Origin of the sequence: Dyella sp. 2HG41-7, assembly GCF_021390675.1 — a bacterium.
Lineage (GTDB): Bacteria > Pseudomonadota > Gammaproteobacteria > Xanthomonadales > Rhodanobacteraceae > Dyella_B.
In genome coordinates, this window is sequence record NZ_JAJEJV010000004.1 from 2,212,663 (window position 1) to 2,238,489 (window position 25,827).

The 25,827-nt window shown below is 59.9% G+C and carries 25 protein-coding genes; 12 read left to right on the plus strand and 13 right to left on the minus strand.

The genetic code is table 11. From position 1 onward, the window contains the following. Positions 1-52: 52 nt before the first annotated feature. The gene (locus L0U79_RS11340; RefSeq protein WP_233842388.1) at positions 53-1,615 is read right to left on the minus strand and encodes a bifunctional GNAT family N-acetyltransferase/carbon-nitrogen hydrolase family protein; all 1,563 of its coding nucleotides are present in this window, start codon (positions 1,613-1,615) and stop codon (positions 53-55) included. 89 nt (positions 1,616-1,704) lie between these two features. Here L0U79_RS11340 and L0U79_RS11345 point away from each other — a divergent pair, with 89 nt between their 5' ends. Further along, entirely contained in the window at positions 1,705-3,069 is a 1,365-nt protein-coding gene (locus L0U79_RS11345; protein ID WP_233842389.1) for a formimidoylglutamate deiminase, read from the plus strand. A gap of 326 nt (positions 3,070-3,395) precedes the next feature. Continuing rightward, positions 3,396-3,560, plus strand: a complete 165-nt coding sequence (locus L0U79_RS11350) for a hypothetical protein (RefSeq protein ID WP_233842390.1) — start codon at positions 3,396-3,398, stop codon at positions 3,558-3,560. 24 nt (positions 3,561-3,584) lie between these two features. Here the strand turns inward: L0U79_RS11350 and L0U79_RS11355 are convergent, their stop codons facing one another. Further along, a complete protein-coding gene (locus L0U79_RS11355; RefSeq protein WP_233842391.1) occupies positions 3,585-4,517 on the minus strand; it encodes a LysR family transcriptional regulator in 933 nt (310 codons plus the stop codon). 114 nt (positions 4,518-4,631) lie between these two features. On the opposite strand from L0U79_RS11355, the gene L0U79_RS11360 reads away from it, so the two are divergent. The 3 genes from L0U79_RS11360 to L0U79_RS11370 all read left to right on the plus strand — a co-directional run bounded on the left by L0U79_RS11360 (position 4,632) and on the right by L0U79_RS11370 (position 8,039). After that, positions 4,632-5,747, plus strand: coding sequence for an aldo/keto reductase (locus tag L0U79_RS11360; RefSeq protein ID WP_233842392.1), 1,116 nt, complete (start codon positions 4,632-4,634; stop codon positions 5,745-5,747). Between the two features lie 55 nt (positions 5,748-5,802). Beyond that, entirely contained in the window at positions 5,803-6,624 is an 822-nt protein-coding gene (locus L0U79_RS11365; RefSeq protein WP_233842393.1) for an alpha/beta hydrolase, read from the plus strand. A gap of 149 nt (positions 6,625-6,773) precedes the next feature. Next, complete coding sequence (locus L0U79_RS11370) at positions 6,774-8,039, plus strand: MFS transporter (RefSeq protein WP_233842394.1); 1,266 nt, start codon at positions 6,774-6,776, stop codon at positions 8,037-8,039. On the opposite strand, the gene L0U79_RS11375 is transcribed toward L0U79_RS11370, so the two are convergent. Next, positions 8,040-8,942 carry a LysR family transcriptional regulator gene (locus tag L0U79_RS11375; protein WP_233842395.1) on the minus strand — a complete coding sequence of 301 codons (903 nt, stop codon included), beginning with the start codon at positions 8,940-8,942 and terminating at the stop codon, positions 8,040-8,042. A 70-nt stretch (positions 8,943-9,012) separates the two neighbouring features. Then, positions 9,013-10,299 (minus strand): ectonucleotide pyrophosphatase/phosphodiesterase, encoded by a 1,287-nt coding sequence (locus L0U79_RS11380; RefSeq protein ID WP_233842396.1) that lies wholly within the window; start codon positions 10,297-10,299, stop codon positions 9,013-9,015. A 179-nt stretch (positions 10,300-10,478) separates the two neighbouring features. Between L0U79_RS11380 and L0U79_RS11385 the strand changes: the two genes are divergently transcribed. After that, the gene (locus L0U79_RS11385) at positions 10,479-10,955 is read left to right on the plus strand and encodes a nuclear transport factor 2 family protein (protein ID WP_233842397.1); all 477 of its coding nucleotides are present in this window, start codon (positions 10,479-10,481) and stop codon (positions 10,953-10,955) included. Positions 10,956-11,004: 49 nt separating this feature from the next. Here the strand turns inward: L0U79_RS11385 and L0U79_RS11390 are convergent, their stop codons facing one another. The 8 genes from L0U79_RS11390 to L0U79_RS11425 all read right to left on the minus strand — a co-directional run bounded on the left by L0U79_RS11390 (position 11,005) and on the right by L0U79_RS11425 (position 18,390). Then, on the minus strand, positions 11,005-11,727 hold the full coding sequence (locus tag L0U79_RS11390) for a carbonic anhydrase (protein ID WP_233842398.1): 723 nt from the start codon (positions 11,725-11,727) through the stop codon (positions 11,005-11,007). Between the two features lie 146 nt (positions 11,728-11,873). Further along, positions 11,874-13,121 (minus strand): TIGR03862 family flavoprotein, encoded by a 1,248-nt coding sequence (locus L0U79_RS11395; protein ID WP_233842399.1) that lies wholly within the window; start codon positions 13,119-13,121, stop codon positions 11,874-11,876. 40 nt (positions 13,122-13,161) lie between these two features. Further along, complete coding sequence (locus L0U79_RS11400; RefSeq protein WP_233842400.1) at positions 13,162-13,689, minus strand: cupin domain-containing protein; 528 nt, start codon at positions 13,687-13,689, stop codon at positions 13,162-13,164. A gap of 65 nt (positions 13,690-13,754) precedes the next feature. Continuing rightward, positions 13,755-14,294, minus strand: coding sequence for a methylated-DNA--[protein]-cysteine S-methyltransferase (locus L0U79_RS11405; protein WP_233842401.1), 540 nt, complete (start codon positions 14,292-14,294; stop codon positions 13,755-13,757). Further along, positions 14,291-15,805 carry a DNA-3-methyladenine glycosylase 2 gene (locus L0U79_RS11410; RefSeq protein WP_233842402.1) on the minus strand — a complete coding sequence of 505 codons (1,515 nt, stop codon included), beginning with the start codon at positions 15,803-15,805 and terminating at the stop codon, positions 14,291-14,293. Before L0U79_RS11410 ends, L0U79_RS11405 begins: the two co-directional genes overlap by 4 nt. Positions 15,806-15,949: 144 nt before the next feature. Continuing rightward, positions 15,950-16,495: a cytochrome b/b6 domain-containing protein gene (locus tag L0U79_RS11415; protein WP_233842403.1), complete on the minus strand. Its 546-nt coding sequence runs from the start codon at positions 16,493-16,495 to the stop codon at positions 15,950-15,952. Then, on the minus strand, positions 16,495-17,568 hold the full coding sequence (locus tag L0U79_RS11420) for a catalase family peroxidase (RefSeq protein ID WP_233842404.1): 1,074 nt from the start codon (positions 17,566-17,568) through the stop codon (positions 16,495-16,497). The genes L0U79_RS11415 and L0U79_RS11420 overlap by 1 nt, the downstream gene beginning before the upstream one ends. Positions 17,569-17,823: 255 nt before the next feature. Next, the gene (locus L0U79_RS11425) at positions 17,824-18,390 is read right to left on the minus strand and encodes a hypothetical protein (protein WP_233842405.1); all 567 of its coding nucleotides are present in this window, start codon (positions 18,388-18,390) and stop codon (positions 17,824-17,826) included. A gap of 191 nt (positions 18,391-18,581) precedes the next feature. Between L0U79_RS11425 and hutU the strand changes: the two genes are divergently transcribed. Beyond that, on the plus strand, positions 18,582-20,252 hold the full coding sequence (gene hutU, locus L0U79_RS11430; protein WP_233842406.1) for a urocanate hydratase: 1,671 nt from the start codon (positions 18,582-18,584) through the stop codon (positions 20,250-20,252). A gap of 80 nt (positions 20,253-20,332) precedes the next feature. On the opposite strand, the gene L0U79_RS11435 is transcribed toward hutU, so the two are convergent. After that, positions 20,333-21,667, minus strand: coding sequence for an amidohydrolase family protein (locus L0U79_RS11435; RefSeq protein ID WP_233842407.1), 1,335 nt, complete (start codon positions 21,665-21,667; stop codon positions 20,333-20,335). Between the two features lie 169 nt (positions 21,668-21,836). On the opposite strand from L0U79_RS11435, the gene L0U79_RS11440 reads away from it, so the two are divergent. From L0U79_RS11440 to L0U79_RS11460, 5 genes are all read left to right on the plus strand, one after another. Then, on the plus strand, positions 21,837-22,499 hold the full coding sequence (locus L0U79_RS11440; RefSeq protein ID WP_233842408.1) for a hypothetical protein: 663 nt from the start codon (positions 21,837-21,839) through the stop codon (positions 22,497-22,499). A 3-nt stretch (positions 22,500-22,502) separates the two neighbouring features. Next, a complete protein-coding gene (locus tag L0U79_RS11445) occupies positions 22,503-22,922 on the plus strand; it encodes a DUF302 domain-containing protein (RefSeq protein ID WP_233842409.1) in 420 nt (139 codons plus the stop codon). After that, positions 22,919-23,365, plus strand: coding sequence for a hypothetical protein (locus L0U79_RS11450; protein ID WP_233842410.1), 447 nt, complete (start codon positions 22,919-22,921; stop codon positions 23,363-23,365). Before L0U79_RS11445 ends, L0U79_RS11450 begins: the two co-directional genes overlap by 4 nt. 71 nt (positions 23,366-23,436) lie before the next feature. After that, on the plus strand, positions 23,437-24,525 hold the full coding sequence (locus tag L0U79_RS11455; RefSeq protein WP_233842411.1) for an SRPBCC family protein: 1,089 nt from the start codon (positions 23,437-23,439) through the stop codon (positions 24,523-24,525). Then, positions 24,522-25,820, plus strand: a complete 1,299-nt coding sequence (locus L0U79_RS11460; protein ID WP_233842412.1) for an amino acid permease — start codon at positions 24,522-24,524, stop codon at positions 25,818-25,820. Before L0U79_RS11455 ends, L0U79_RS11460 begins: the two co-directional genes overlap by 4 nt. Positions 25,821-25,827: the final 7 nt, after the last annotated feature.

Consider the following 25,827-nt stretch of genomic DNA (forward strand, 5'->3'; position numbering starts at 1 on the left):
AGATGACTGTGAGCGCGCCGCCGCGAATTTCCCGTATTGCGAGAGAATCGCTCTATCGCGATTGCCTCAGCCAGCGCGTTTCATAAAGATCGAATCGCCGATCTTTCAGATTTTGTACGGTGCCGGCGTTGCGGGCACGCGCCAGTCCTTCCAGTCGCAAATCGGCAAAAAGCACGGTCTCGATATTGGGCGTGGAGTCGGCGGCAACGCCGTCTCTGGCGAACAAAAAGTCGCTAGGCGTCAGGATGCAGCTTTGTCCGTACTGGATATCGAAATTGTTTACGCCTGGAAGATTGCCCACATTGCCGGAGAGAATGACGTAGCACTGATTTTCGATGGCCCGCGCTTGCGCGCAGTAACGGACGCGCAGATAACCCTCGCGCACATCGGTACAAAACGGCACGAACAGCATCAACGCGCCCTGGTCGGCCAGATGCCGGGCGACTTCGGGGAATTCGGAGTCGTAGCAGATCATCACGCCGATGGGGCCGCAATCCGTTTGAATGGTGGCCGCGCTTTCGCCACCGGTGACGTTCCAGACGATGCGCTCGCTCGGCGTGGGGTGCAGTTTTTCGCGCTCGTGAATCGAGCCGTCGCGCAGGCACACGTAGCAAACGTTATGGATATCGCCGTTGGGTTGCTCGGTAGGATGCGAGCCCGCAACGATATTGATGTTGTAGTGCACGGCGAGGCGGCTGAAGAGCTCCTTCACCTGCGGCGTGTAGTGGCTGAGTTTACGAATGGTGTCCACCGGCGAAAGCTCTTCATTCTCGATGGAAAGCAATTGCAGTGTGATCAATTCGGGAAACGTCACAAAGTCGGCGGAATAATCCGCGGCGATATCGGTAAAATATTCGACATGCGTAGCGAACTCGTCGAACGATTTGATACGTCGCTGCAGATATTGCACGGTCGCCACGCGCACCGAGTCGGGCAAATGCTGCGACGATTTGATCGTCGGGATATCGGGCTGATCGAGCAGGGTAGGGTTGCGCCATATCAAATGCGCGCCATAACCGAGCGATTCGTAATCTGCGGGCACGTAACCGCGCAGCAAGCCGACAATCTCAAAATCGTTTGCGAGTTGAAAACTTAAGGTGGGATCGCGCCGGCGTCCTTCCACCACCGCTTGCACATACGCTTCCGCGCTGCCGTAGCGCTGGATGTTGCGCGCCAGGCCAGGAACGCGGCCGCCAAAGGTGATGCCGCGCAGCTTTAGGTCCATGCACAGCCGCTTGCGCGCCTGATACAACCGTTGGCCGATGCGCATGCCGCGATAATCCGGATGCACCACCACTTCCATGCCGTAAAGCCAATTGCCATCGGGATTGTGGCGCGAGGCCATGCCGCCGCCGGTAATCTGCATCCACGTATGCGGCTTGAGCGCAAGCGATTCGTCGATGCGGAACGTCCCGCAATAGCCCACGATATTGCCCTCGTATTCGACGACAAATTGACCCTCGGGGAAATGTGTTTGCTGAGATCGCAGCATTTCCGCCGAGTGGCCCCATTCGGCCGTGTAAACCCGGGCGGTAAGGTCGACGAGCGCCGGCACATCGGCCGGCACAGCCTGGCGCAAGGCCAGTTTGGGTGCGTTTTCATTCTTCTTGGCCATGTTCTTCATCCTTTCGTACGGAAGGTGAAGCAGATGCGAGTATTGCCGGTGCGGCCGGTTACACTTAACGGGCTATATGGAGATTGTTCATGAGCGATGCGGCGGCATACCAGTTCAAAGCGGGTCATCTCTGGCACGAAGCGCAATGGCGCAACGACGCCGCGTTCGGTGTGGACAGCACCGGAAAGATTACCCCCGTAAGCAGCGAATCGCCGGACTACGTCGGCAACTGGGTCTTGCCGGGTATGCCAAATCTGCATTCCCATGCCTTTCAACGCGCAATGGCCGGTTTGGCGGAGCGTCGCGGGCCTGGCGACGATTCGTTCTGGACGTGGCGCGAAACGATGTACAGCTTCGCCGCGCGCATCGGGCCGGACACCTTGCAGGCCATTGCCTCGCAGCTCTATGTCGAAATGCTAAAAGCGGGCTATACCCAGGTCTGCGAGTTTCACTACCTGCATCATCAACCCGACGGCACGCCGTACGCGCAACCAGAAGCCATGTCGTTGGCGCTGATCGAAGCGGCGCGCGAAGCCGGCATCGCGCTGACGTTGTTGCCCGTGTTGTATATGAGCGGCGGTTTCGACGGGCGCCCGCTTTCGGCGCGTCAACGGCGATTCGGTCACGACGTGGATGCGTATCTGAGTCTGCTTTCCAACTTGCGCAAATTGGAAAGCGCCGACGTGCGTGTGGGCGTGGCGCTGCATTCGCTGCGTGCTATTCCCGAGCAAGCCTGGCGCAGCGTCATCGAACACGAAGCGCTGAAAACCGGACCCGTGCATATCCACATCGCCGAGCAAATCGGCGAAGTGCAAGATTGCCTCGCTACGCGTGGTGCGCGACCGGTCGAATGGCTATTGGATCACGCGGCTATCGACCGCCGTTGGTGTCTTGTGCATGCGACGCATCTGACCGATACGGAAACCGCACGCATCGCGCGTAGCGGCGCCATTGCCGGTTTGTGTCCCACCACCGAAGCGAATCTCGGCGACGGTCTCTTTCCATTGGCGCGTTTTATGGATGCAGGTGGAACGCTTGGCATCGGTTCGGATTCGCATATTTCGATCTCGCCGATCGAAGAATTGCGCTGGCTCGAATACGGGCAGCGATTGAGCACGCGTCACCGTAATGTCGCCGCGCGCCACGCGGACGAAAGCGTGGGCGAAACGTTGTGGCGTCATGCCTTGAAGGGTGGCGCGCAGGCAGCCGGCATGCCTATCGGCGCTGTCGATACGGATATGCGCGCGGATTTCATCGTGCTCGACAACGATTCGCCATTGCTTGCCGCACGCGATCATCGTTCCGCGATGGACAGTTTTCTCTTCGCCGGAAACGTATCGCCGGTGCGTCATGTGATGGCGGGCGGCAAATGGGTGGTTCGCGATTTTCGACATCGCGACGAAACGCGCATCGCGGCGCGCTATCGAACCGCCATGCTGTCGTTGGTCGGATAACGGCGCGCATTTCCACCCATGATGTTCAGCAGGTTTGCAGCCGGAGCCGGATCATCTGAAGGCTGCTGCCCGCTACCTCGCGTGGGGGCCTCCGGCTGCAAGCCTGCTGAACATCGAAGCGAGCGCATCATGCGCGCGGTCGCGTAGAAACGGCATGAACGATTCGAGCCGTTGCGTAGAGATTTCGTAATTTTTGGCGCAGCGGCATGTCTTTCACTTTGCTGTCGGCGAGGCTGAACCCTCGGCATCAGTTCAGCTTTTCGCCGTCATCGCCAGATTCTCGGTCGCGTTTTCCGATGTGAGTTTTCACTCACTGGGAGAAACACATGCGCCGTTACCTTTCCACACTTTTGATTGCGCTTGCCGTGCTTGGCGGAAGCCTGGCGCAGACGGGCTGCGTTGTCGTCGCACCGCGTCCTGCGCGCGTTTGGGTACCCGGTTATTGGGGCGGGGGACATGTGTGGGTAGGCGGCTATTGGCGTTATCGCTAAGCGCATTCGTCGAAGCTGCGGTGTTTACATGCGGTTCGATGCATCGACTTCGCGCGCACCCCACTCGCGCATAAAGTCGATAAGCACGCGCAGCTTGGGCGGTACCTGGAATCGGCTCGGGTAATACAGATAAAAACCTTCGAACGGCGGCAGCCACGGTTCGAGCACGCTTTCCAATTTTCCGTCGCGCATCGCTTTGCGCGCGGAGATTTCCAACATGCACGCTAATCCGATGCCTTCTTTTGCAGCGCGAATGGCGAGCGGAATATCGTTGACGGTAAGGCTGCCGTCGATGGCGATTTCGAACCAGCGACCCTTCATCGGGCCGCTGCGATGGGCGAATTCCCAACGATAGATCGCACCGCTGCCGATCAGGCGGTGCTTGATGCAATTGTGATGCTGTAAGTCTTTCGGTTCCTTGGGATAACCGTGGCGCTCGAAGTAAGCCGGCGATCCCACCACAACCGAACGCATCGGACCGCCGATCGGCACCGCCACCATATCGCGCTGCAAACGCTCGCCAAGGCGAATACCTGCATCCAATCCTTCGGCGACCAGATCGGTAAGACCGTCTTCCACCCGAATATCCAGTTGCACATCCGGCCAGCGCGCGGTGAATTCGCCCAGCATCGGCTGCAGGATCGATCGCGCCGCCACCGTCGGCAGCGTCAACCGCAAGGTGCCGCGCGGTCGGTCGCCGTGCTGGCGTATCGCGTCGAGCGCCAGATCCAGCTCGTTGAGCGCCGGCGCAATACGCTGGAGCATTTCCTGGCCCGCCTCGGTAAGGCCTACGCGGCGCGTGGTGCGCTGGAGCAGGCGCGTGCCGAGCTGGCTTTCCAGTTGCTGCATGGTTTGGCTGAGGGCCGATGCGGTGACATCCAACGCCGCTGCAGCCCGGGTAAAGCTGCCGTGCTCGGCAATGGCGCGGAAGGCGCGCAAGGCGTCGTGGTCGCGCATGGCTGGCTCCTCATTAATTAGCTTGGCTTAATAATGCATCAAGCTGAGGGTGGTTTTTCAAGAGGATTGGCCGGCGCAGACTGCACTCCGTCGCCACCCACACGGAGTTCCGCCATGTCGCTCGATCACTATTTCACCCTTGGCCGTTCTGGCCTGCGCGTTAGCCGCCTCTCGCTCGGCACCATGACCTTCGGCGAAGACTGGGGTTGGGGCACCGCCGAGGCGACCGCACGCGCCATGTTCGATCGTTACTTGGAAGCGGGCGGCAATTTCATCGATACCGCCGACATGTACACCGAAGGCGCCAGCGAAAGCATGCTGGGCAAGTTTGTGCAGGAAAGCGGCACGCGCGATCGCGTCGTGCTCGCCACCAAGTTCACGTACAACGCGCAACCCGGTAATCCCAACGCAGGCGGTAACGGCCGCAAGAACATCATGCGTGCGGTGGAAGGTTCGCTGCGTCGTCTTCGCACCGATTACATCGATTTGTATCTGCTGCACACGTGGGATCGCATTACGCCGGCGGAGGAGGTAGTACGCACGCTCGACGATCTGGTGCGCGCGGGCAAGATCCGTTACGCGGGGCTTTCCGATATTCCCGCATGGTATGCGGCGCGTGCGCAGACATTCGCCGAAGCGCATGCGCTGACTCCGTTCGTGAATATGCAGCTGGAATACTCGCTGGCCGAACGCAATATCGAAAACGAATACGTACCGCTCGCTCAGAACTTGGGCCTAGGCATCACCGCATGGAGTCCGCTCGCGATGGGCATGCTCTCCGGTAAATACAAACCCAGCCAGCAAGGCGGGGAGGGCGATGGACGCCTCGCCAAAGTCACCAGCGCGCCGGGCTTCGAGCGCTTTACCGAGCGCAACTGGAAGATCGTTGCGGAGCTGGAAAAAGTGGCGAAAGAGGCCGGCCAAAGCATGGCGGCGGTCGCCTTGAATTGGGTGGCGACGCAACCGGGTATCGCTTCGGTGATCGTCGGCGCGACCAAACTGGAACAGCTCGACGCGAATCTCGACGCGCTGTCATTCGAACTGCCTGCGGAATTGCGTGCGAGGTTGGATGCCGTCAGCGCGACGGAAAAGCCGTTCCCGTATTACATGTTCGCCGATATCCAGCAGACGCGAATTCACGGTGGCGTCGCGGTAGGCGACAAGCCCGCCGGTTACGCGCCACCGGTATTCGTGCCGAAGCTGGAGGCGCGCGAGATCAAAGCCCGCTGATGTTTCTTCCTCCCTCTGCATGCAGAGGGAGGACCTTGCGCGAAGAGGGAAGGTCATGACCCATCAAACATCACGCGTGATCGGTGTCGATCACGCCAGGCTTTATGTGGAAGAAGCCGGCGCCGGCGACGCGATCACCATGCTGCACGGTTTTCTTGTCGACAGCGGGCAATGGGATGCCGAGTTCGCTGCGTTGGCCGACACGCATCATGTGATTCGCTACGATGCGCGCGGATTCGGTCGTTCGACCATCGAGCCTGGCCGTTATGCGCATCATGAAGATCTGGTCGCCGTGCTCGACGCGTGCGGAGTTCAACGTACCGCCTTGCTCGCCTGTTCGGGCGGCGCGGCGACGGCGTTGGATTTCGCGCTGGCCTATCCGGAGCGCGTCAGCAGTCTGGTGTTCGTCGGAGCGGGCTATTGGGGCCGATTCGCCGACAGCACGCCGGCGGCGCGCGCCTTCTTGCAGGCGCTTGGAACCCTGGATGCCCATGGATTGATTGATAGTTCATTGCGCGCGTTTACAGATGGCCCGCGTCGCGCCAGCCATGACGTCGATCCTGTTGCGCGCAAACGCACTGAAGCGATGACCGCGCGCCTGTTCAAGCGCGAGATCAGCTATTGGACCCATGCAGCAAAGGATCAGCGCACACCCTCACCAAGCGCCCTGGAGCGTCTTCAGGACATTGACGTTCCGACCGTGCTGATCGTAGGAAGCGAGGATCAGCCGGAAGTGCATGCCTTGTCGAAGGAACTGGTCGAAGGGCTGCTGCACGCCCGCATGGTTGTCGTGCACGGCGCAGGGCACCACGTAAATCTGGAAGCTCCAGCGCAGGTGCTTGGCCTTCTGCGCGACGCGCTACCGGCGCAGGATTGATATTTGAAGACTATCGAGCCGGACTTCGCTCCTTATCGATTGTCGACGAGTACCACCTTATGATTAGGACATTCGGAAATCCCGCGATATCCCTCATCGTTTAGCACCGCGCGATGCGGAAAACCGGGCCATATCACCGACCATTCCGCATGCATATGTCGCCAACCACATCTTTCCCGACCGACGACCTTATCCGCCACGGGACGCCCGCATTCAAACGCACCAATCTGGCGTTGTTCGCGGCGGGGCTCGCTACATTCGGACTGCTGTATTGCGTGCAGCCATTGATGCCGCAATTCAGTCACGAATACGGCGTCGGCGCGGCCACTAGCGCGTTGTCGCTGTCGCTGACCACGGGTGTGTTGGCGTTCGCGATGTTGTTCGCCGGTGGTGTATCCGATGCATTTGGGCGCAAATCGGTGATGGTGGCCTCGCTGTTGTCATCGGCCGTGCTGGTGTTGCTCACCGCACTCATGCCCAACTGGTATGCGCTGCTTACCTTGCGCACCTTGCTGGGTATTGCGCTGAGCGGGTTGCCTGCCGTGGCGATGACCTATCTCACCGAAGAGATGCATTCCGAATCCATCGGGCTCGGCATGGGGCTGTATATCAGCGGCAGCGCGATAGGCGGCATGAGCGGACGGTTGATCGCCGGCATCGTGGCGGATTATGCGGGATGGCGTGCGGGCGTCGCTGTCGTGGGTGTAATCGGGTTGCTATCAGGCCTGGTCTTTTGGAAAGCCTTGCCGCCGTCGCGTCATTTCGAGCGGAGCGCCTTGCAATGGCGCACGCTGTTCGCGCGCTTTGCAGGCATCTTTCGCGATCCCGGGTTGCCCTGGTTGTTTTTGGAAGGGTTTCTGCTGCTCGGCGCGTTCGTCACGGTTTACAACTATCTGGGTTATCGCTTGTTGGCGCCGCCCTACAGCCTCAGTCAAACGGTTGTAGGATTGATCTTCGGCATTTATCTGGTCGGTACATTTAGTTCGGCATGGATGGGACATCTGGCCGGCAAGCTCGGGCGGCGCAAAGTGTTGTGGACGGCTTTCGCCTTGATGTTGGTGGGCGTGGCGTGTACGGCGACGAAGCCGTTGTGGCTGATCATTTTCGGCATTACCGCCGTCACCTTCGGATTTTTCGGCGGTCATTCCATCGTCAGCAGCTGGGTTGGTCGGCGCGGCGGCGCGGCCAAGGCGCAAGCGTCATCGATGTATCTCTTCAGCTACTACATGGGCTCGAGCGTCGCCGGGTGGAGCGGAGGATTGTTCTATGCGTCGCACGGCTGGAACGGCGTGGCGCTTTTTGTCGGCGTGCTGGTGCTGGCGGGACTGCTGATTTCGCTGCGCTTGTACCGCTTGCCACCGTTGCCGCAGTTGGTTACGCCGCCAACGCCGATGAGCAAAGGCGCGATGCCCTGATCAGCTTTTTACCGCGAGCAGCAATTGCAGCATGCGCGGCACTAGCGGCGAGCGTTCGTCTTCGCGGTAGACCACATGGATTTCCGACATCGCGTTGGCGTCGACGAGCGGCACATAACTCACACCTTCCACCTGAATATGGCTGCATGAATTAGGCAGAATAGACACGCCGAAACCCGCCGCCACCAAGCCGATAATGGTGGACGCTTCCCGCGCTTCCTGCGAAATACGCGGCGCAAAGCCGGCGGTGCGGCACAAAGACATCACATGTTCGTGCACACCCGCCCCAGCGCTGCGCGCAAACACCACAAACGGCTCCTGCGCCAAGGCTTTGACCGCCAACTTGCCGCGCGTGCCGACGCGTTTGATCGCTGGATGATCCGAACGCATCACTGCGACCAATGGATCACGGAACAGTCGCTTCGAAAGCAGTGAAGTTGGCAATGTACCCGGGCGCAAAATTCCGACTTGCAGTCGCCGTTCTAGCAATGCGTCGATCTGCTGCAAGGAGTTCATTTCCTCCAGTTGCAGATGCACGGCAGGATAGCGTTGACGAAACGCAAAGATCGCACGTGGAATGTCCTGAGAAAGCGGCGTCGTGCGCGTGAATCCAATACGCAGCTCGCCCAATTCGCCGCGCTGTGCACGCTGCGTCAAATCCACCGCGTGATCGACACGCGCGAGAATGTCCCGCGCCTCTTGCAGAAAAACACGACCCGGTTCGGTCAGCGCCACGCGTCGGTTAGTGCGCGTCAACAGGCGCGCGCCCAAGGATTCTTCCAATTGACGAATCTGCTGGCTGAGCGGCGGTTGAGACATGCCCAGCCGCTCTGCCGCTTTGCCGAAATGCAAGGTGTCGGCCACCGCCACGAAATAGCGCAAATGGCGAAGTTCGATATTCATGCGCATGCCTTGCTCAGGCTTAAGTTCGCATAGCGTACCGACGTCGCGGCGCTTTCGCACCACAGGACAATTACTGGCCTGCCGCCTCTGGCTCGGGCTTCAGCATCCCTTTCACGTCTTCGTAGTTTCCGTCGCTGAAATTGGCCTTGACGCCAAGCAGATGCGCCATCAGCGGATACACGTCCACATTCGGGAAATGATGGAAGCGGATACCACTCTGGAACGCCGGGCCGTGCGCGACAAACAGGGCTTGCATGCGCGGGTCCGCATTGTCGTAACCGTGTTCGCCGATGCTGATATGACCTTGATGCTTTTCAGCATATTTCGTGGTCGTGATGCGCCAGCCCACATCGGCCAAGCACACCATGCGTGGCACGCGCGCGTTCGCACCGTAGTTGAAGCGTTTGGGGATGCGCGTTTTATCCCAGCATTGCATGTGCTGCTGCGGTTGTTCCATTTTTTCTTCGATCGCGTTGAAGTCATGCTTGGGCTTGGGATTGAAGCCGGCGAGCACGCCCAGGCTGACTTCGTCCACATCGTCCATGGAAATCAGCTTGTCGATATAGATGGAGTTTTCCAGCGGCACGCTGGCCATGCCGTGATCGGCCAGCACGATGATATTGATCTTGTCCAACAACTGGCGCTGACGCAGTCCGTCGACCAGGCGCGACATGGCTTCATCCGTACTTTGCAGCGCCTGATTCACTTGCGGCGAATCCGGTCCATGATCGTGACCGGCGTGATCGACGGCGTCGAAATACAGCGTGATGAACGTAGGGCGCTTGTCGGCGGGAAGATCCAGCCATGCGAGCACCTGATCGACGCGTTGATCGGGCGTCACCTTGCCGTCGTAAGGCTTCCAGTAATCGGGATACTGGCCTTGAATATTCGCTTCGGAGCCGGGCCAAAACATGGTCGCCGTGCGCAGCCCCGCCGCGTCCGCCGTTTCCCACAGCGGCGTGGCTTGATCCCACCACAAACCGTTGCTCACCGCTTTGCGATCGCTAAGCGTAAACCTGCCCAGTTGTGGATCGACCATGGTGTTGTTGACCATGCCGTTATGGTCCGGAACCATGCCCGTCACGATGGCGTAGTGATTGGGAAAGGTCAGCGAAGGAAACGAAGGTTGCATCGAATCGGCATGCACTCCGGTGGCGGCGAGCTGCTGCAGCGTGGGGCTCAAACCGCGGCCGATGTAATCGGCGCGATAGCCGTCGATCGAGATAAGCAGCAAGGGTGCGGTGGCCTCGATCTTCGCTTGTTGCGTTTGGGTGGGCGCCGACACGGGGTGGGTGGCGCAGCCGGCGACGCTCAGGGCGACAAATGAACAAAGCAGCAAGCGGGACAAGCATTTCATCGGGGCGGAATCCATGTGGATCGACATACAGCGGTCCATCATGACGCAGATGTGTGACTAATTCAGCATGTCGATGGATGTGATCCCCGACGCAAGTTCTTGAAGCCGCCCCAGTCGGTGCGTGCCGTCGGGTCTACAATGTGACGGATCGCCTTACCCCATCACGTGTTGGAGCAACTATGTCCACCGTCGAACAACGTCCACCATTACCGCCTTTCACTCGCGAGACCGCCATTCAAAAGGTGCGCCTTGCGGAGGACGCATGGAACACGCGCGAACCCGGCCGCGTTGCGCTTGCCTATACGCCGGACAGTCGTTGGCGCAACCGCGCGGAATTCGTCGACGGGCGAGAGGCCATCGTCGCGTTTCTCACTCGCAAATGGGCACGCGAATTGGACTATCGGTTGATCAAGGAATTGTGGGCATTCGAAGGTCATCGGATCGCCGTGCGATTTGCGTACGAATGGCACGACGATTCCGGTAATTGGTTTCGCTCATACGGCAACGAGAACTGGCAGTTCGATGACAACGGTCTGATGGCCGCACGCTACGCCAGCATCAATGATGTGCCGATTGCAGCGGCGGATCGCAAATACCACTGGCCACAAGGGCGCAGGCCCGACGATCATTCGGGGCTTAGCGATCTGGGGCTGTGAAGCATCAGGCGCGCGTTGTTCCGATACCGCCGAACAACGCGCGCTGTGCTTACGCGGTCTGACGCATCAGCACTTTGCCCGTCGCCAATTCGTAAACCGAGCCGACGACCTTCACCGCGCCGCTTTTTATCGCTTCGGAGACCACCGGTTGCGCTGAGGCGATACGCGCGACGTTGTAGTCCACATTCGCGCCGATGGCGTTGAGCAGTACGTTGCCGCCACCCGTTTGCACGACCTTGTCGATGCCAGGGCGCACCGCGTCGACGATATCCCAGATATGTCCCGGCAATGGGGCAGGGTCTTTGATCTCGCTGATGGTGGCTTTGATCGCGCCGCATTCGGTATGGCCCATCACCATGATCAGCGGCACTTTAAGCACGCCGACGGCGTATTCGAGGCTGGCGAGAATATCGCCGCTCAGGTAATTGCCTGCGATGCGCATCACGAACAGATCGCCCGGGCCTTGATCGAACACCAGTTCAGGCGCGACGCGCGAGTCGGCGCAACTCAATATCGCCGCGATCGGATATTGCGCTTTCGCACGGGCAGCGCGGCCGACCGAAAAATCCTTGGCGTCTAGCTTGTTCGCAACATACAGCGCGTTGCCATCCAGCAATCTACGCAAGGCAGCATCGGGCGTAATCGCATTTTGAACCGGTGGGCTTGCCGCCAGCGCACTCCATGGCGCAACCGCCGAGAGGGCGAGCAGCCCAAGGCCGGCTTCCAGAAACTGACGACGCGAATGAAACGAATGCGAAGCGTGATCGCACATGGTCCACCTCCGATGAGTAGTCAGAACGAACGCGACGATCTTCTACGACAAGAGGTAACGCGTGCCGAATTATTCGGCGGCATGTATTGCGGTGATACGCGAGCCGGTATAGACGCAATGGCTCTGGCTTTCAAGGTCTTTCAAGGCTATTTCGAATCTCTCAGCCATGCTGATGCACCCCGTCCGGCGCGATAGCCGCTGGCAAAGCATGCGGTCAACAGATAACCGCCGGTGGGGGCCTCCCAATCCAGCATTTCGCCAGCGCAAAATACGCCAGGACGCGCGGTCAGCATCAGCGAATCGTTCATTGATTCCAACCGTACGCCGCCGGCGCTGCTGATGGCTTCGGCGAGGGGGCGCGGCGATTTCAGGCGCAGTGGCAGACGATGAATGGTTCTGGCGAGAAGTTCGCTGTCCTTGAGTTGATTCGCGTCCAGGACTTCGCGCAACAGCGACACCTTGACGCCCGTCATGCCGAGGTGCCGGCGCAAATGCTCGCTGACAGTGCGCCGCATGCGCGGCTTGCACATTTCGTGGAGCAGGCGTTCCAGCGAGCGGTCCGGTGCAAGATCCAGCTCCAGCGTTGCGCGGCCTTGAAGCGCGATGGTGTCGCGCAAGTGCGGCGACGCCGCGTAGATCAAACTCCCTTCGATACCGGTTTCGGTGATCACGCACTCGCCTTGTCGCGCATGCTCACGCCCGGATGCGTCGCGCCAATGCGCAACCACGGATTTAAGCGGGGTGCCCGCGTGATCCGAGCGAAACTTTTCGGTCCAACTGATATTGAAACCGCAATTGGAAGGCTGCAGCGGCGCTACGTCGACACCATGCTCCGACAACCACGGTTGCCACGCGCCATCGGAACCGAGCTGCGGCCAACTGCCGCCGCCCAATGCCAGCACCACTGCGTTGGCGTGAATCGCGCACATGCCTCCGTCGGTGGCGAAGCGCAAAGCGCCATCGTCGTGCCAGCCCAACCAACGATGATGCACATGAAAGCGCACGCCGCTTTCGCGCAGGCGGCGCACCCAGCCCCGCAGCAATGGCGCCGCTTTCAAGTCGCTAGGAAAGACGCGCCCCGAGCTGCCGACGAAGGTCTCCACCCCCAATTCGAGCGCCCATGCACGCAGTCCTTCGGCGTCGAAAGCATTCAACCATTTGCCGACTTCCGCAGCGCGCTCGCCGTAGCGGTGATCGAAATCGGGACGCGGCTCGCTGTGCGTGAGGTTCATGCCGCCCTTGCCGGCGATCAGAAATTTACGACCCACCGAGCCTTTGGCCTCGTACAGATCGACTTCGAAGCCTTGCGCACGCGCCGTTTCGGCCGCCATCAGGCCGGCGGGGCCGCCGCCGATAATGACCAAGCCTGGAGGATGTTGGGATGACGAAGACATGCGCGGGCGTAGCGTGAAAGGCCCTGCATTGTAGAAAGAGTTAGACGCGATGTCTGTCAGGCGAGAGCCTACAAATCAGCGCTTCGTGCTGCGGATAGCGCCGTAGCAACGCCTTGGTCTCTGCCAGTTCGAAGGTGTCGAACTCAAATCCCGGCGCGACTGTGCAGCCGACCAGCGAAAAGCCCTCAGCGCCGTCGCGTTCCGCGGCAAACCAGCGGCCGGCCGGCACGACGAACTGAAATACCGCATCCGTTGCGTGCAGGCTGTTGCCCAACCGCTGGACGGAGTAATCGCCGTGCTGATCCAGCATATGGATCAGCAGGGAGTCGCCAGCGTAGAAGTGCCACATTTCGTCCGAATCGATACGATGCCAGGCGGAAAAGGCGCGGCCGTGCAGCAGGTAGTAGATGCCGGTCGATGCACGTCGTTGGGTTGTAGTGCTGCCCTCGGCCGATCGCGAGACGAATTCATCGCTGCGATAGGTTTGGCGATAGAAGCCGCCTTCGGGATGCGGTTGCAGGTCGAGTTTGTCGATGATGCGCGCGATGGAAGGATGTGCCGTGGTCATGGGGCTATGTCGACTCGAAGCGAAACGCCGACAAGCCTATCTCAATCGCGCACGACGATTTGTTTTTACTGCAGCGCCTTTTCAACCGCCGCCGGACCGAATAAATCGCCTCGTGATACACGGTCTTCCATCGCCAGTAGGAACCGCTTGGTTGGCAGGCCGCCGCCAAAACCGGTCAAGCTGCCATCGCTGCCGATCACGCGATGACAGGGCAAGACGATAGGCAACGGATTGCGCCCGTTCGCAGCGCCAACCGCGCGCACCGCTTGCGGTTGTCCGATGCGCCGCGCCAGTTCGCCGTAGCTGATGGTGGCGCCATAGGGGATCTTTGCCAGCGCTTTCCACACCGTAACCTGAAAATCTGTGCCCAGCGGATGCAGCGGCAGATCGAACACCGTGCGCTCGCCAGCGAAATATTCTTCCAACTGCTTGCGCGCAAAACGCAGTTTGGAAGGGTCGCGTTTCCACGCGGCATCAGGTTCTTTCTTGTGCTTTCCTGTTTCGAACCACACTTCGCGCAAACCGTTTGCATCGGCGGCCAGCAATAATGTGCCGATGGGTGTGGCGAGTTGGTCGTACCAAATCGTGGCGTCAGAGGGTTTCATGCGACGGCTCCTTGTCCAGATGCGGCGACCGGTTTGGGTAATTCGCTTGCGCTGCGCCACAAATGCATCACGGCGTAAGCGCGCCAGGGTCGCCACGCTTCGGCAAGCTGCGTTAGCGCTTTGGTGCTGAGAGCTTCTTCACCGTTCGATGCGGCTCGGCGCAAGATCAAATCGGCGGCCGGAAACGCATCGGGATGGCTTAAGCCGCGCATCGCCATGTAGTGCGCCGTCCATTCGCCAATGCCTGGCAGGGCAACCCATCGTTGCACGAATTCATCCAACGATTGCTCGACGCGAAAGTCCACGCGTCCATCCAACAAGGCGCGCGCCACCCCGCGAATGCTTTCAGCGCGCGCGGTCGTAATGCCAAGCGAATTCAGATCGGCGTCAGCCAACGTTTCCGGAGTAGGAAAAAGACGCTCCAAGCCGGGGGCCACCGGTGTCGCCAGCGGTTGCCCATAGCGATGCACAATGCGCGACGCCAGCGTGCGGGCCGCCGCCACGCTTACTTGCTGGCCGAGAATGGCGCGCACGGCCACTTCGAAACCGTCCCAACTGCCCGGTAGGCGCAGGCCGGGGCGTTTGCGCAACAACGAACGCATGTGGGAAGTCGTCTGCAGCGCCGCGTCGATCGCTTGCGGATCGGCATCCAGATCGAACATGCGCCGGATTCGCGTGACGACCGCCAGCATGTGCGCGGGCTGCGGGCAATGCAGTTGCAAACGCAGCGCATTTTCCTTGCCGGGCCACACGCTCAATCGTAACCAACCCGGTGCGTCGGCCGGGCCGAATACGCGCGAATAACTATCGTCGTCCACCACTTCGATGCCAGGCAGCGCGCGGCCACGCAGAAACGCGAGCAGCGATGCGAAGTCGTAGGGCGGACGATAATTCAGCCGCAAACTCAAACTGTCGTCGCTGCCGGCGTGCGGATGGCGACGCAGATCGCGCGGCGCGATGCGATTGGCTTGGGCAAACGCGGCGTTGAACCGACGCAGGCTGCCGAAGCCGGAAGCGAGCGCAACATCCGTCACCGGCATGCGCGTTTCCGTCAGCAGTTGTTTGGCGAAAAGCAGGCGGCGCGTGGTATGCACGTCGATCGGCGGCGCGCCCAATCTTTCTACGAACAAGCGGCGCAATTGCCGCGCACCCACGCCAACACGTCGCGCCAATTCATCAACAGGGTGATCCTGCAACAAACCTGATTCGATAAGTTTCAACGCGCGCGTCACGACATGATCGCCGCGTTGCCACGCATCGTTGCCAGGCGCCAGCTCAGGGCGGCAACGCAGGCACGGACGAAACCCTTCCGCTTCAGCCGCCGCTGCAGTCACGTAGTAGCGAATATTGTCGCGCTTGGGCGATGGCGACGCCGGGCATACCGGTCGGCAGTAAATGCCGGTGCTGCGCACGGCGATAAAAAACAACCCGTCGAAACGCGCATCGCGGCTCAGTCGAGCTCGCTCGCAGGTTTGCGGGTCCAGCGCGGGGAGGGCGTGGGTATCTGGCATAGACGCAGGCTAACACCCTTGCCGACGCGAAACTCGCCGTTTTCGGACATCAACGCTTGCGCCTCTTACTCCCTCCCCTGTGTGGCAGGGGAGGGCTGGGGTGGGGTCGCACGAGCTTGCCGCGAACGTGATTTCCCTAAACGCCTAACTATGACGCCCCACACCCGTCATGCTCGACAACACACCATCGCGACGTATCAACCCGTGATACAACGCCGCGCCGAGATGCGCCAGAAAGGTCAGAAACAACAACATCGCCAACCATGCATGCGCGTGTCGAAGAATCGCAAAAGCCGTTGCGCTCACCGGAAAGATTGGCGGCAGCCGCAGCGAATGGCTCAACATCACCGGATAGCCACCCGCCGACAACATCGCCCAGCCGATCAACGGAATGATCAGCATCAGCGCATACAGCAAATAGTGCGATGCATATGCCGCCAATGCTTGAATCGGCGGCAGATCGGCAGGCAAGGGCGGCGGCGGATTGCGCAGGCGCACGATCAAACGCACGATCGCCAAGATAAATATCGCGACACCAAGCGGCTTATGGATGCTGAGCAACCATTCGTGTCGTTCGGATACCGAAGACACCATGCCCACACCGATAAACAGCATCGACACGATCATCAGCGCCATCAGCCAATGCAGCACGCGGGCGGAGAGTACGAAATAGTCGGATGAGCGTGTCATCACTTGGCCTCCGGCTGATTGTTTGGCGTCGCTGTGCCATGAAGGTGGGCTTCTTCGCTGGTACGGCGCAGATACGATGTCGCATAGGCCGCCGAACGTGCGGGCAGCAGCGGATCGTCGGAAATCGCGATGCCGTGCGGCAGCACCGTCGGGTCGTAGTTGATATCGCGACATTCGCCACTGGCTTGCGACTCAGTGCCCGTAAGCACCAAGGTGCCTGCGTCGATCTCGCGGCGATCCGACGGCCATGCCTTTGTAGCGTCGTCGGTGGGATCGCCAGGATTAGCGAGCGTGACGATCAAATGCCAACGCTGTGGCCCTTGCGCGAGACGATCGGTCAAATCGGCGTCGAGATAATTTGGATCGGCGCCGCCTGCGGTGGAATCGCGCGCCTCTGGCACCATGCGCCAGCGCACCGCGTGTTGTTCGCCGTTTGCATCAACAAATTTGAACGCATTCAAGCTCCAATAACCTTCCGTCACGTAACTGGCGGAAGGCTTCGCCGTTTTAACCCATGCCAGAAAGGCTCCGGTCTCGGGGTGCGCTGCGAAAAACGCCCCGACTTTCGCGGGATTGGGTTTTCCCGTGGAAGGATCGGGCTGTTGCGCCTGCAAAAACTCGAAGAACGATTGCGGCGTTGCTACGGGAAACACCGGCATGCTGTTCATGCCCGTGCGCCACTGTTGGCCGTTCGCCTGTGAAAAGCGCAACGCCATGCTGCGAATCGGAACGGCGCTATCCGGTGCATACGGATTGCCTACGGGCACGGCAAAACGCCCGACCACCGGCGTTCTACCGGCTGCGAACACTTGTGCGACCGAATATGTCTGCGCTTGACCATTGCTATCGAAATAACCCGCCACACACACACCTTTGGCGTGATTGCGGCGATAGCCTGGGAAGACGCCGGCATTAGCTTGCAACTGATTCACCATGCGCTGCGCGGTCAGCCGATTTGGCGTCATCCAGCCGCCCACGTACGCAAGCGCAAGCACGATAACAAGAAGTACAACGCCAATAAGGGCGAGCCTTAGAAAAATAGCGCGACCGGAAAGAGGAAGTGGGGCATGCATAAGGTCATGTCCTTGCCGATGAAATATCGTAAGCGCGACGAACCGATGTCAACATCGATTGCCGAAGAGAAAGCAACACACAGCGTCCTTGCAGCAGGATGATGCCGGTTACTTCGAACATAACAGCCGAACGGTTACAGCTTTCACACACTTCATCATGTGCAAGCACCTGGGCGCTTGCACAGCGCATCGCGTCGGGTCATGCGCCGGACACGCCACTAGCGAAACCGTCGGGCAACGGTTTCCGGATGCCGGTTATTTCACCGGGGCCATCAAATGTTCGTACGGCGTGCCGGGCCACATCACATAAGGCATCGAGGTGTCCGGATCCGGATTCTTCGGATACGTGTCGTAAAACGCAGGATCGGCGCCCACGATCATGAAATGCGGTCCGGTCTTGATCCAATGATTATTGGGCAACGGTTTTTTTGCGTAAGGGTCGGTATTGCTGGCATCCGTACCGCCTTCGAGCATGTACATCACGCCGATTTTGCCGACCACCGGCGGCTTGTGACCCATCCATGCCTGCGCCCACTCGAATGCATTCTTGTCCATGCACATCGGGTCCGGTCCGGGCGTCGCCGGGTTGTCCGGCATGCAGGTGTAACCGTTGGTGCCCTGGCGCAATGTGCGCATCGTGCCATCGGGACTCATGGCGATGATGGTGGCTCCCTTGCCCACGGCCGGCGGCGCTGCGCGCATGGCGCTGGCGATCAATTGGGCATCGCTGGGCATGGGTTTGTCGGCCGCCAACACGCCGCTCGCGGCGACGAGCATGGCGGCAACGATGGTGATGCGGTACCTCGATTCGATCGCACGCATACGGCCTCCCACGTCGGTTGAGCAGGCCACCCCGGGTTCCGTCGGCGAGTCTGGGCGTCGCTTTCTTGGCTGTCAATGCGCTGTGAACCTTGCTGTGGCGGCGATTTCGGCTTTTGCCGCACTGCGGTTGGCGACCCAGAAACAAGGCGACCATAATTAGGGTCTTTCCCTAGGCAGTCGTAGGAAGTCCGATGAACGCCCCCACCCGTATCGACACCACCCGCACCATCCACGCGCCGCGCGGCACGGAGCTCACCTGCAAAAGCTGGCTGACCGAAGCTCCGTATCGCATGATCCAGAACAACCTGGACCCCGCCGTGGCGGAAAATCCGGCCGAACTGGTGGTCTATGGCGGCATCGGTCGCGCTGCGCGCAACTGGGAATGCTTCGACGCCATTTTGCGTGCGTTGCGCGATCTCAACGACAACGAAACACTGCTGGTGCAATCCGGCAAGCCGGTCGGCGTATTTCCCACCCATCCCGATGCGCCGCGCGTGCTGATCGCCAATTCCAATCTCGTTCCGGCGTGGGCGAATTGGGAGCACTTCAACGAGCTCGATAAAAAGGGCCTGATGATGTACGGCCAGATGACGGCCGGCTCGTGGATCTACATCGGTTCGCAGGGCATCGTGCAGGGCACCTACGAAACCTTCGTGGAAATGGGTCGCCAGCACTACAACGGCAGCCTGAAAGGCAAATGGATACTCACCGCGGGTCTCGGCGGCATGGGCGGCGCGCAACCGTTGGCCGCCTCGCTGGCTGGCGCGTGCAGCTTGAATATCGAATGCCAACAGAGCCGTATCGATTTCCGTTTGAAGACCCGCTACGTCGACGAGCAAGCCACCGATCTCGACGACGCGCTCGCGCGCATCGAGAAATACACCAAGGCCGGCGAAGCGAAATCCATCGCGCTGCTCGGCAATGCCGCCGATGTGTTGCCGGAACTCGTGCGTCGTGGCGTAAAGCCGGATGCGGTCACCGATCAAACCAGCGCGCACGATCCGGTGAACGGTTATCTGCCGCAAGGCTGGACGGTGGAGCAGTGGTTCGAACGCCGCAAGAGCGATCCCGCCGGCACTGCCAAAGCGGCCAAGCAATCGATGAAAAAACACGTGGACGCCATGCTCGCATTCCATGTGCAAGGCGTTCCCACCTTCGACTACGGCAACAACATTCGTCAGATGGCGAAAGACGAAGGTTGCGTCAACGCTTTCGATTTCCCGGGCTTCGTGCCGGCCTTCGTGCGTCCGCTGTTCTGCCGCGGCGTCGGTCCGTTCCGCTGGGTCGCGCTTTCCGGCGATCCGGAAGACATCATGAAAACCGACGCCAAAGTAAAGGAACTGATCCCCGACGATCAGCACCTGCACAACTGGCTCGATATGGCCGAGAAGCGCATTGACTTCCAGGGCTTGCCCGCGCGCATCTGCTGGGTCGGCTTAGGTCAACGCCATAAACTTGGTTTGGCCTTCAACGAAATGGTGCGCAAAGGCGAACTGAAAGCACCGATCGTGATCGGCCGCGATCATTTGGACTCAGGCTCCGTCGCCAGCCCCAACCGCGAAACCGAAGCGATGAAAGACGGCAGCGATGCGGTGTCCGATTGGCCGTTGCTCAACGCCTTGCTCAACACCGCAGGCGGTGCGACGTGGGTGAGCCTCCATCACGGCGGCGGTGTTGGCATGGGTTACAGCCAACACAGCGGCGTGGTGATCGTGTGCGACGGTACTGAAGCGGCCGATAAGCGCATCGAACGCGTGCTGTGGAACGACCCGGGTACCGGCGTGATGCGGCATGCGGATGCTGGATACGACATTGCTATCGAGTGCGCGAAAGAGCAGGGGCTGAAGTTGCCGATGCTTTGAAGATCGGCTGATCCCACGTAGAGCAATCATTACACCCTCATTCTGGAGGGTGTAATTTTTTTCGGCTGTAATTTGTGCAGTTATTGCTGCTGTTTGTAGATCACGCCGCCCTTCATCACAAACGGCACATGCTCGATTGCGCTGATGTCTTGAGTCGGATCGCCTTGCACTGCAATCACATCGGCATCCAGTCCTGCTTTTAGCTGCCCGAACTTATCCTGCTGCCGCAAGATTTTCGCGTCTACCGCCGTGGCGGCGAGCAGTGCGCGTGTCGGCGACATGCCATCGCGCACCATCCATTCCAGTTCCTTGTAATTGGTGCCGTGCGTAAACACGCCCACGTCGCTGCCGTTGCCGATGGTGACGCCGGATTCCAGGGCGAGCTTGAACGCATGTGCGGCTTGCTGCATATCGTCGGTGGGCGGCGCGCCGGGCTTCCAGCCATGGAAATATTCGGAATACGCAGTTTCAGCTTCAAGCGTGGGGATATAAGCGACGTTGTGTTGCTTCATCAGCGCGAAGGTCTCTTTCGTGGCGCCGTAAGCGTGTTCGACGGTGTCCACGCCAGCAAGAATCGCGCGGCGCATGCCTTCGGGCGTGGTCGAATGCACGGAAACGGGCAGCCCGAGCGAGTGCGCGGCTTCCACGCCTGCGTTCAATTCTTCTTGCGTAAAGGTGGGTACTGAGCCTTTGCTTTTGCCGCAATGGTAGTCGGCGTAGATTTTGATCCAGTCCGCGCCGTGCGCGGCTTGATCGCGTACCGCGTCGATCATTTCAGCGGTGCCGCTTACCGGAATGCCGCCCTGCGGCAGATCGATATCGGTGCGGAAACCCAGCGGGCCGGGGCCGTAGCAATGCGCGGCGATGGTAGCGCGTGTGGCGACGAACAAATGCGGGCCTGGAATCAGTCCATTGTCGATCGCGCGTTGCACATCGACATCGGAATAGCCGGCGCCTTCGGTGCCGAGATCGCGCAAGGCGGTGAAGCCGGCCATCAAGGTGTCGTGCACATGCTGCACGGCTTCGATGGTGCGGTACGAGAGTGTTTCTTTCAGTACCTGATCGTTCCACAGCGTTTCGTTGTAGGGATGCAGAAAGATGTGCGAATGCGCGTCGATCAATCCAGGCAGCAAGGTGGCGCCGGGCAGGTTGATGGTTTGCGTGCCGGCGGGCGCGTGCACATCCGATTCCGGCCCGACGGCGGCGATCTTGTCGCCTTGCACCAGCACCACCCAACCAGCGTGCGTCTGCTCGCTGCGCGCATCGAAGACGCGATCGGCTTTCAACAGCCAGGCATGGTCGGCGAGTTTTGCGATGGGCGCCTCGTCTGCAACGACCGTCGATGCGGCGACGGCGCTAACGATCAAGATACTGCCGATCAACGCGGCAAGGCGCTGGAACCGATGCTTCGACATGTCCTTCCCCAAGTACTCGTCTTCGGATCGGTCATTTATAGCAAGAACGCACGAATGGCGATAACACGCCATTCGTCACGTGCCCGCACGGGGCTCTTTTGTCGATGTATTTCGAAACCTAAGCGAGTACGATCCCGCGAGGGATCAGACTCCTGAATGAGGAGGCGGTATGAATGGAACCACATCTTGGCGTGCCTGGATGCTTGCCGCGATGTGGTTGCCGGCCGTCGCGGGAGCGCAAACGACTTTGTCGCCCGTGCAAGTGACGGCGCCGCCGTATACCTCCCATCACGGCGGATATCTCATATCCGGGGACTTTCAAACCAATCCGCATATTCCTTCGGTGGTGTTTCCGGCGCAGGCGCTGGTGGCCGACGATTTATTGAGCGTCGATCCTGTCCATTTGGCCGACGACGATTATCTCGTGGTGCAGGAGTGCGCCTCGGCCGATTGCAGTCAGGCGAGCATCGTGCGTGTATGGAATGCTGGCGGCGCAGCGACCGCTTTTCAAAATGACGAAAATCGCATTCTCATCAAACACGAAAATAAATATTGGATCTGGGTAGAACATTTTCCCGAACCTTCCACGTTCGGTTGCGACGATTGCCAATATCACTATTACACCCGCTTCGAACCCTTCAGTCCGCCGATGGTGTTGATGCCCAGCGGTGAATTGGCGGCGGATAACAAAGACGCATTGCTGACCGCGCGCACGGAAGATCATGTGCAAGTCAAATCGCAATCGCACGAAGGTTCCACCTTTGTGGTGACTTACGATGATGGCAGCACAGTGCGAATTCGGCGTATGCATGCCGATCATGGGACACAATGACATATGACGACATCACACTCGGGCGCAGGCATTCTCCGTTTCAACAGTCCTTATCCGTTTGATGAGACGGTAAGGCATCTGCAAACTGCGTTTGCCGAGCGCCATATCAAGGTGTTCGCCACCATCGATCAGCAAGCGGAGGCGTTGGCCGTCGGCTTGTCGATGCCGCCGACAACGCTGATCGTGTTCGGCAATCCTAAAGCGGGCACGCCGTTGATGCTTGCCAATCCGGCGTCAGGTATCGATTTGCCGTTGAAGGTGTTGGTGGCGGAGCCTGCGCAGGGCCAGGTGGACGTGTATATCAACGCCACCCAATATGTGATCGAACGACATGATCTGCCGACCGCTCTGGCAACGAATCTTGCGCCGGTCGAAGCGCTTATCGCGCACGTTCTGGGTGACGCTACCCCGGCACGCGCGTGAATGTCGAACAAGCGCTGGCTTTCGTTCGCGAACATGGCATGGTGCTGACGGCGGCGCGCGGGCCGGTGCCGCGTCTGTCGGAAGTCATTGCAGGCGAGCCAATCAAAGGAAGCTGGTGGGCGCACCCTAAGGGGCGCGACATTTTTGCGATATTTCGAGAGTTGGCCGACTCGCCCGATATCCTGGTTTGCCGTTTCGTGGATGGAAAGGTGACGCTAGTGCATCGTCGGCTGTGGCCGGCGCTGGTTCGGCTGGCCGATCGCTACGATCCTGCAAGACTCGCGCAAGTTCATGAGGAACACACCGCGAAAGGCCGCCACGAAACGCGCGAAGTACCGTTTCCGCAATGGGTGCCGGCAGACGTTCTGGACGAAGCGAAACAGCTTGGCGCGGACCAAGCGCTCGCCATGCTCGGGCCTGCCGCGTCAACGAAAGGTACGTAGCGGCCTGCCAGACATTGATGCTGCACTGCGGTTCAAGAAATACTCGGCCATCACCGCAGCCTGGTGTCGCCATGACTGAATTACTTTCGCCCGACGCACTCGTTTCGCAGCAGCTCGATCACGCCGTTACGTTACCGGCGCGTTTCTATACCGACACGCGCATGCCGCCGCTGGACGCATCGACGATCTTCGCGCGCAGCTGGCAATTGGTGTGTCATCAATCGCAATTGGCTGGCGTGGGCGATCATGTCGTCACCGAGATCGCGGGATTGCCGTTGCTGGTGGTGCGCAGCGATCCATCCAGCATCCGCGCATTTCATAACGTGTGCAGGCATCGCGCTGGGCCGATCGCGACATGCGACGGACGCGGCGCGCAAAACCTGCGCTGTCGTTATCACGGCTGGACATACGGTTTGGACGGCGTGCTGCGCGGCGCGCCGGAAATGGGGCGTACCCCGGATTTCAATCCGTCGGATATTCGCCTTCCCGAGGTTCGAGTCCACGTGTGGCAAGGGTTGGTATTTGTCGCTATTGCCGACGCGCCGCCATTTGAGGAATTTGTCGCCGGGATCGATACACGTCTTGGTGCACATCGCGCGCTGGACGGTTACGAATTCCATCATCGCGCCAGTTACGACGTGGCCTGCAACTGGAAGGTCTACGTAGACAATTACCTTGAAGGCTATCACGTGCCGCACATCCATCCTGGATTGAATAGCTTGCTCGATTACCGCAGCTACATCACCGAAACGGCCGAGTGGTATTCGTTCCAATTCAGTCCGCTCGAAAGCGGCGACGATCTCTACGGCAGCGGCGAAGCGCTGTATTACTTCCTGTATCCCAATGCGATGCTCAATATCTTGCCGGGGCGATTGCAGACCAATCGCGTGCTTCCCCTTGGCGTAGATCGGTGTCGGGTGGAGTTCGATTTCTATTACGCGCCGGACAGCAGTCAGGAAGCGCAAGCGCGGCGCGCCAAGGACATCGAGTTCAGCGACGAAGTGCAAGACGAGGACGTGACCATGTGCGAAGACGTGCAGCGTGGGCTTGCCTCGGGTTCTTACGAAGCAGGGCGGTTGAATCCGCTGCGCGAAAACGCCGTGCACCATTTTCATGAAATGGTGCGCCGTGCGTATCGCGACTCGCTTGGTCGCGCATGAGTAGCGGCCAGCGGTCGCTCGGTTTATGGATGCTGATTGCGCTGGTGATCGGCAACATCATTGGATCAGGCGTCTTTGTGCTGCCGGCGGCGCTGGCGCCTTACGGCGCGGCTAGCCTGCTGGGTTGGGCGATCAGCTTAGGCGGCGCGCTGATGCTCGCTCTCGTGTACGCGTGGCTGGCGCAAATCGTTCCGAATCACGGCGGTGCGTATGCGTACGCGCGCCGCGCTTTCGGTGACGGTGTCGGCTTTCTCGCCGCCTGGAGCTATTGCGTCTGCGTGTGGTCGGCGAATGCGGCGATTGCGGTGGCATTCGCCGGCAGCCTAGGTTCGGTGTTGCCGGCAGCTACCGCCACGCCATTGCGTAGCGCCTTGTGCGCTTTGGCCGCACTTTGGATTTGCACCGCCATCAGCCTGTCTGGCGTGCGCGAAGCGGGTTATACCGCCATCATCACGACATCGCTCAAGCTGGTGCCGCTGGTGGTATTCGGCTTGCTCGGACTGGGCTATGTGCATGCAAGCGCGTTTCATCCGTTCAATGCCAGCGGGGCGCCACTGATAAGCGTTGCGTCGGCGGTTGCTGCGCTGACGTTATGGGCGTTTCTGGGGTTTGAAACCGCAACGGTGCCTACGGGCGTCGTGCGCGACCCGCAACGTACCGTTCCTCGCGCAACCGTTCTAGGCATGACTATCGCGGGGCTCGCCACGATGTTGGCGTGCACGGTGGTGGTCGGCATGCTGCCGGCGGACGTGTTGCACGCCTCCGCGGCGCCCATGGCCGAAGCGGCCAAACGCATTTGGGGCAATACGGCAGGAATCGGTATTGGCGTGATTGCCACCATTTCCTGTTTCGGGGCACTCAACGGATGGGTGCTGTTGCAAGCGCAAACCACGCTTGCACCTGCGCAAGACCGTTTGTTTCCGAAACCCTTTGCGCTTCTCGATAAACGCGGTACGCCGTGGTTTGGATTATGGGCGGGCAGTCTTTTGTCCAGCGCGCTGATCGTCTCCAATTACACGCGCACGTTGGTGGCGCTGTTTACCTTCACGATTCTTCTTTCTACCGCAGCGACGTTGCTGCCTTATTTGATTACCGTGCTGGCCTGGTGGCGCATCGATAACGCCAATAAATGGCGAAGGTTCGTCGCGCTTGGCGCACTTACCTTCTGCGTATGGGCGCTTATCGGTACCGGTGCCGAGACCTTGATGTGGGGCGGGGTGCTGGTGCTGGCGGGGCTGCCGATCTATGCGTGGCAGCGACGCGCGGCCACGTTGAATGTATCGAAAAGCGAGTGATGAGAAG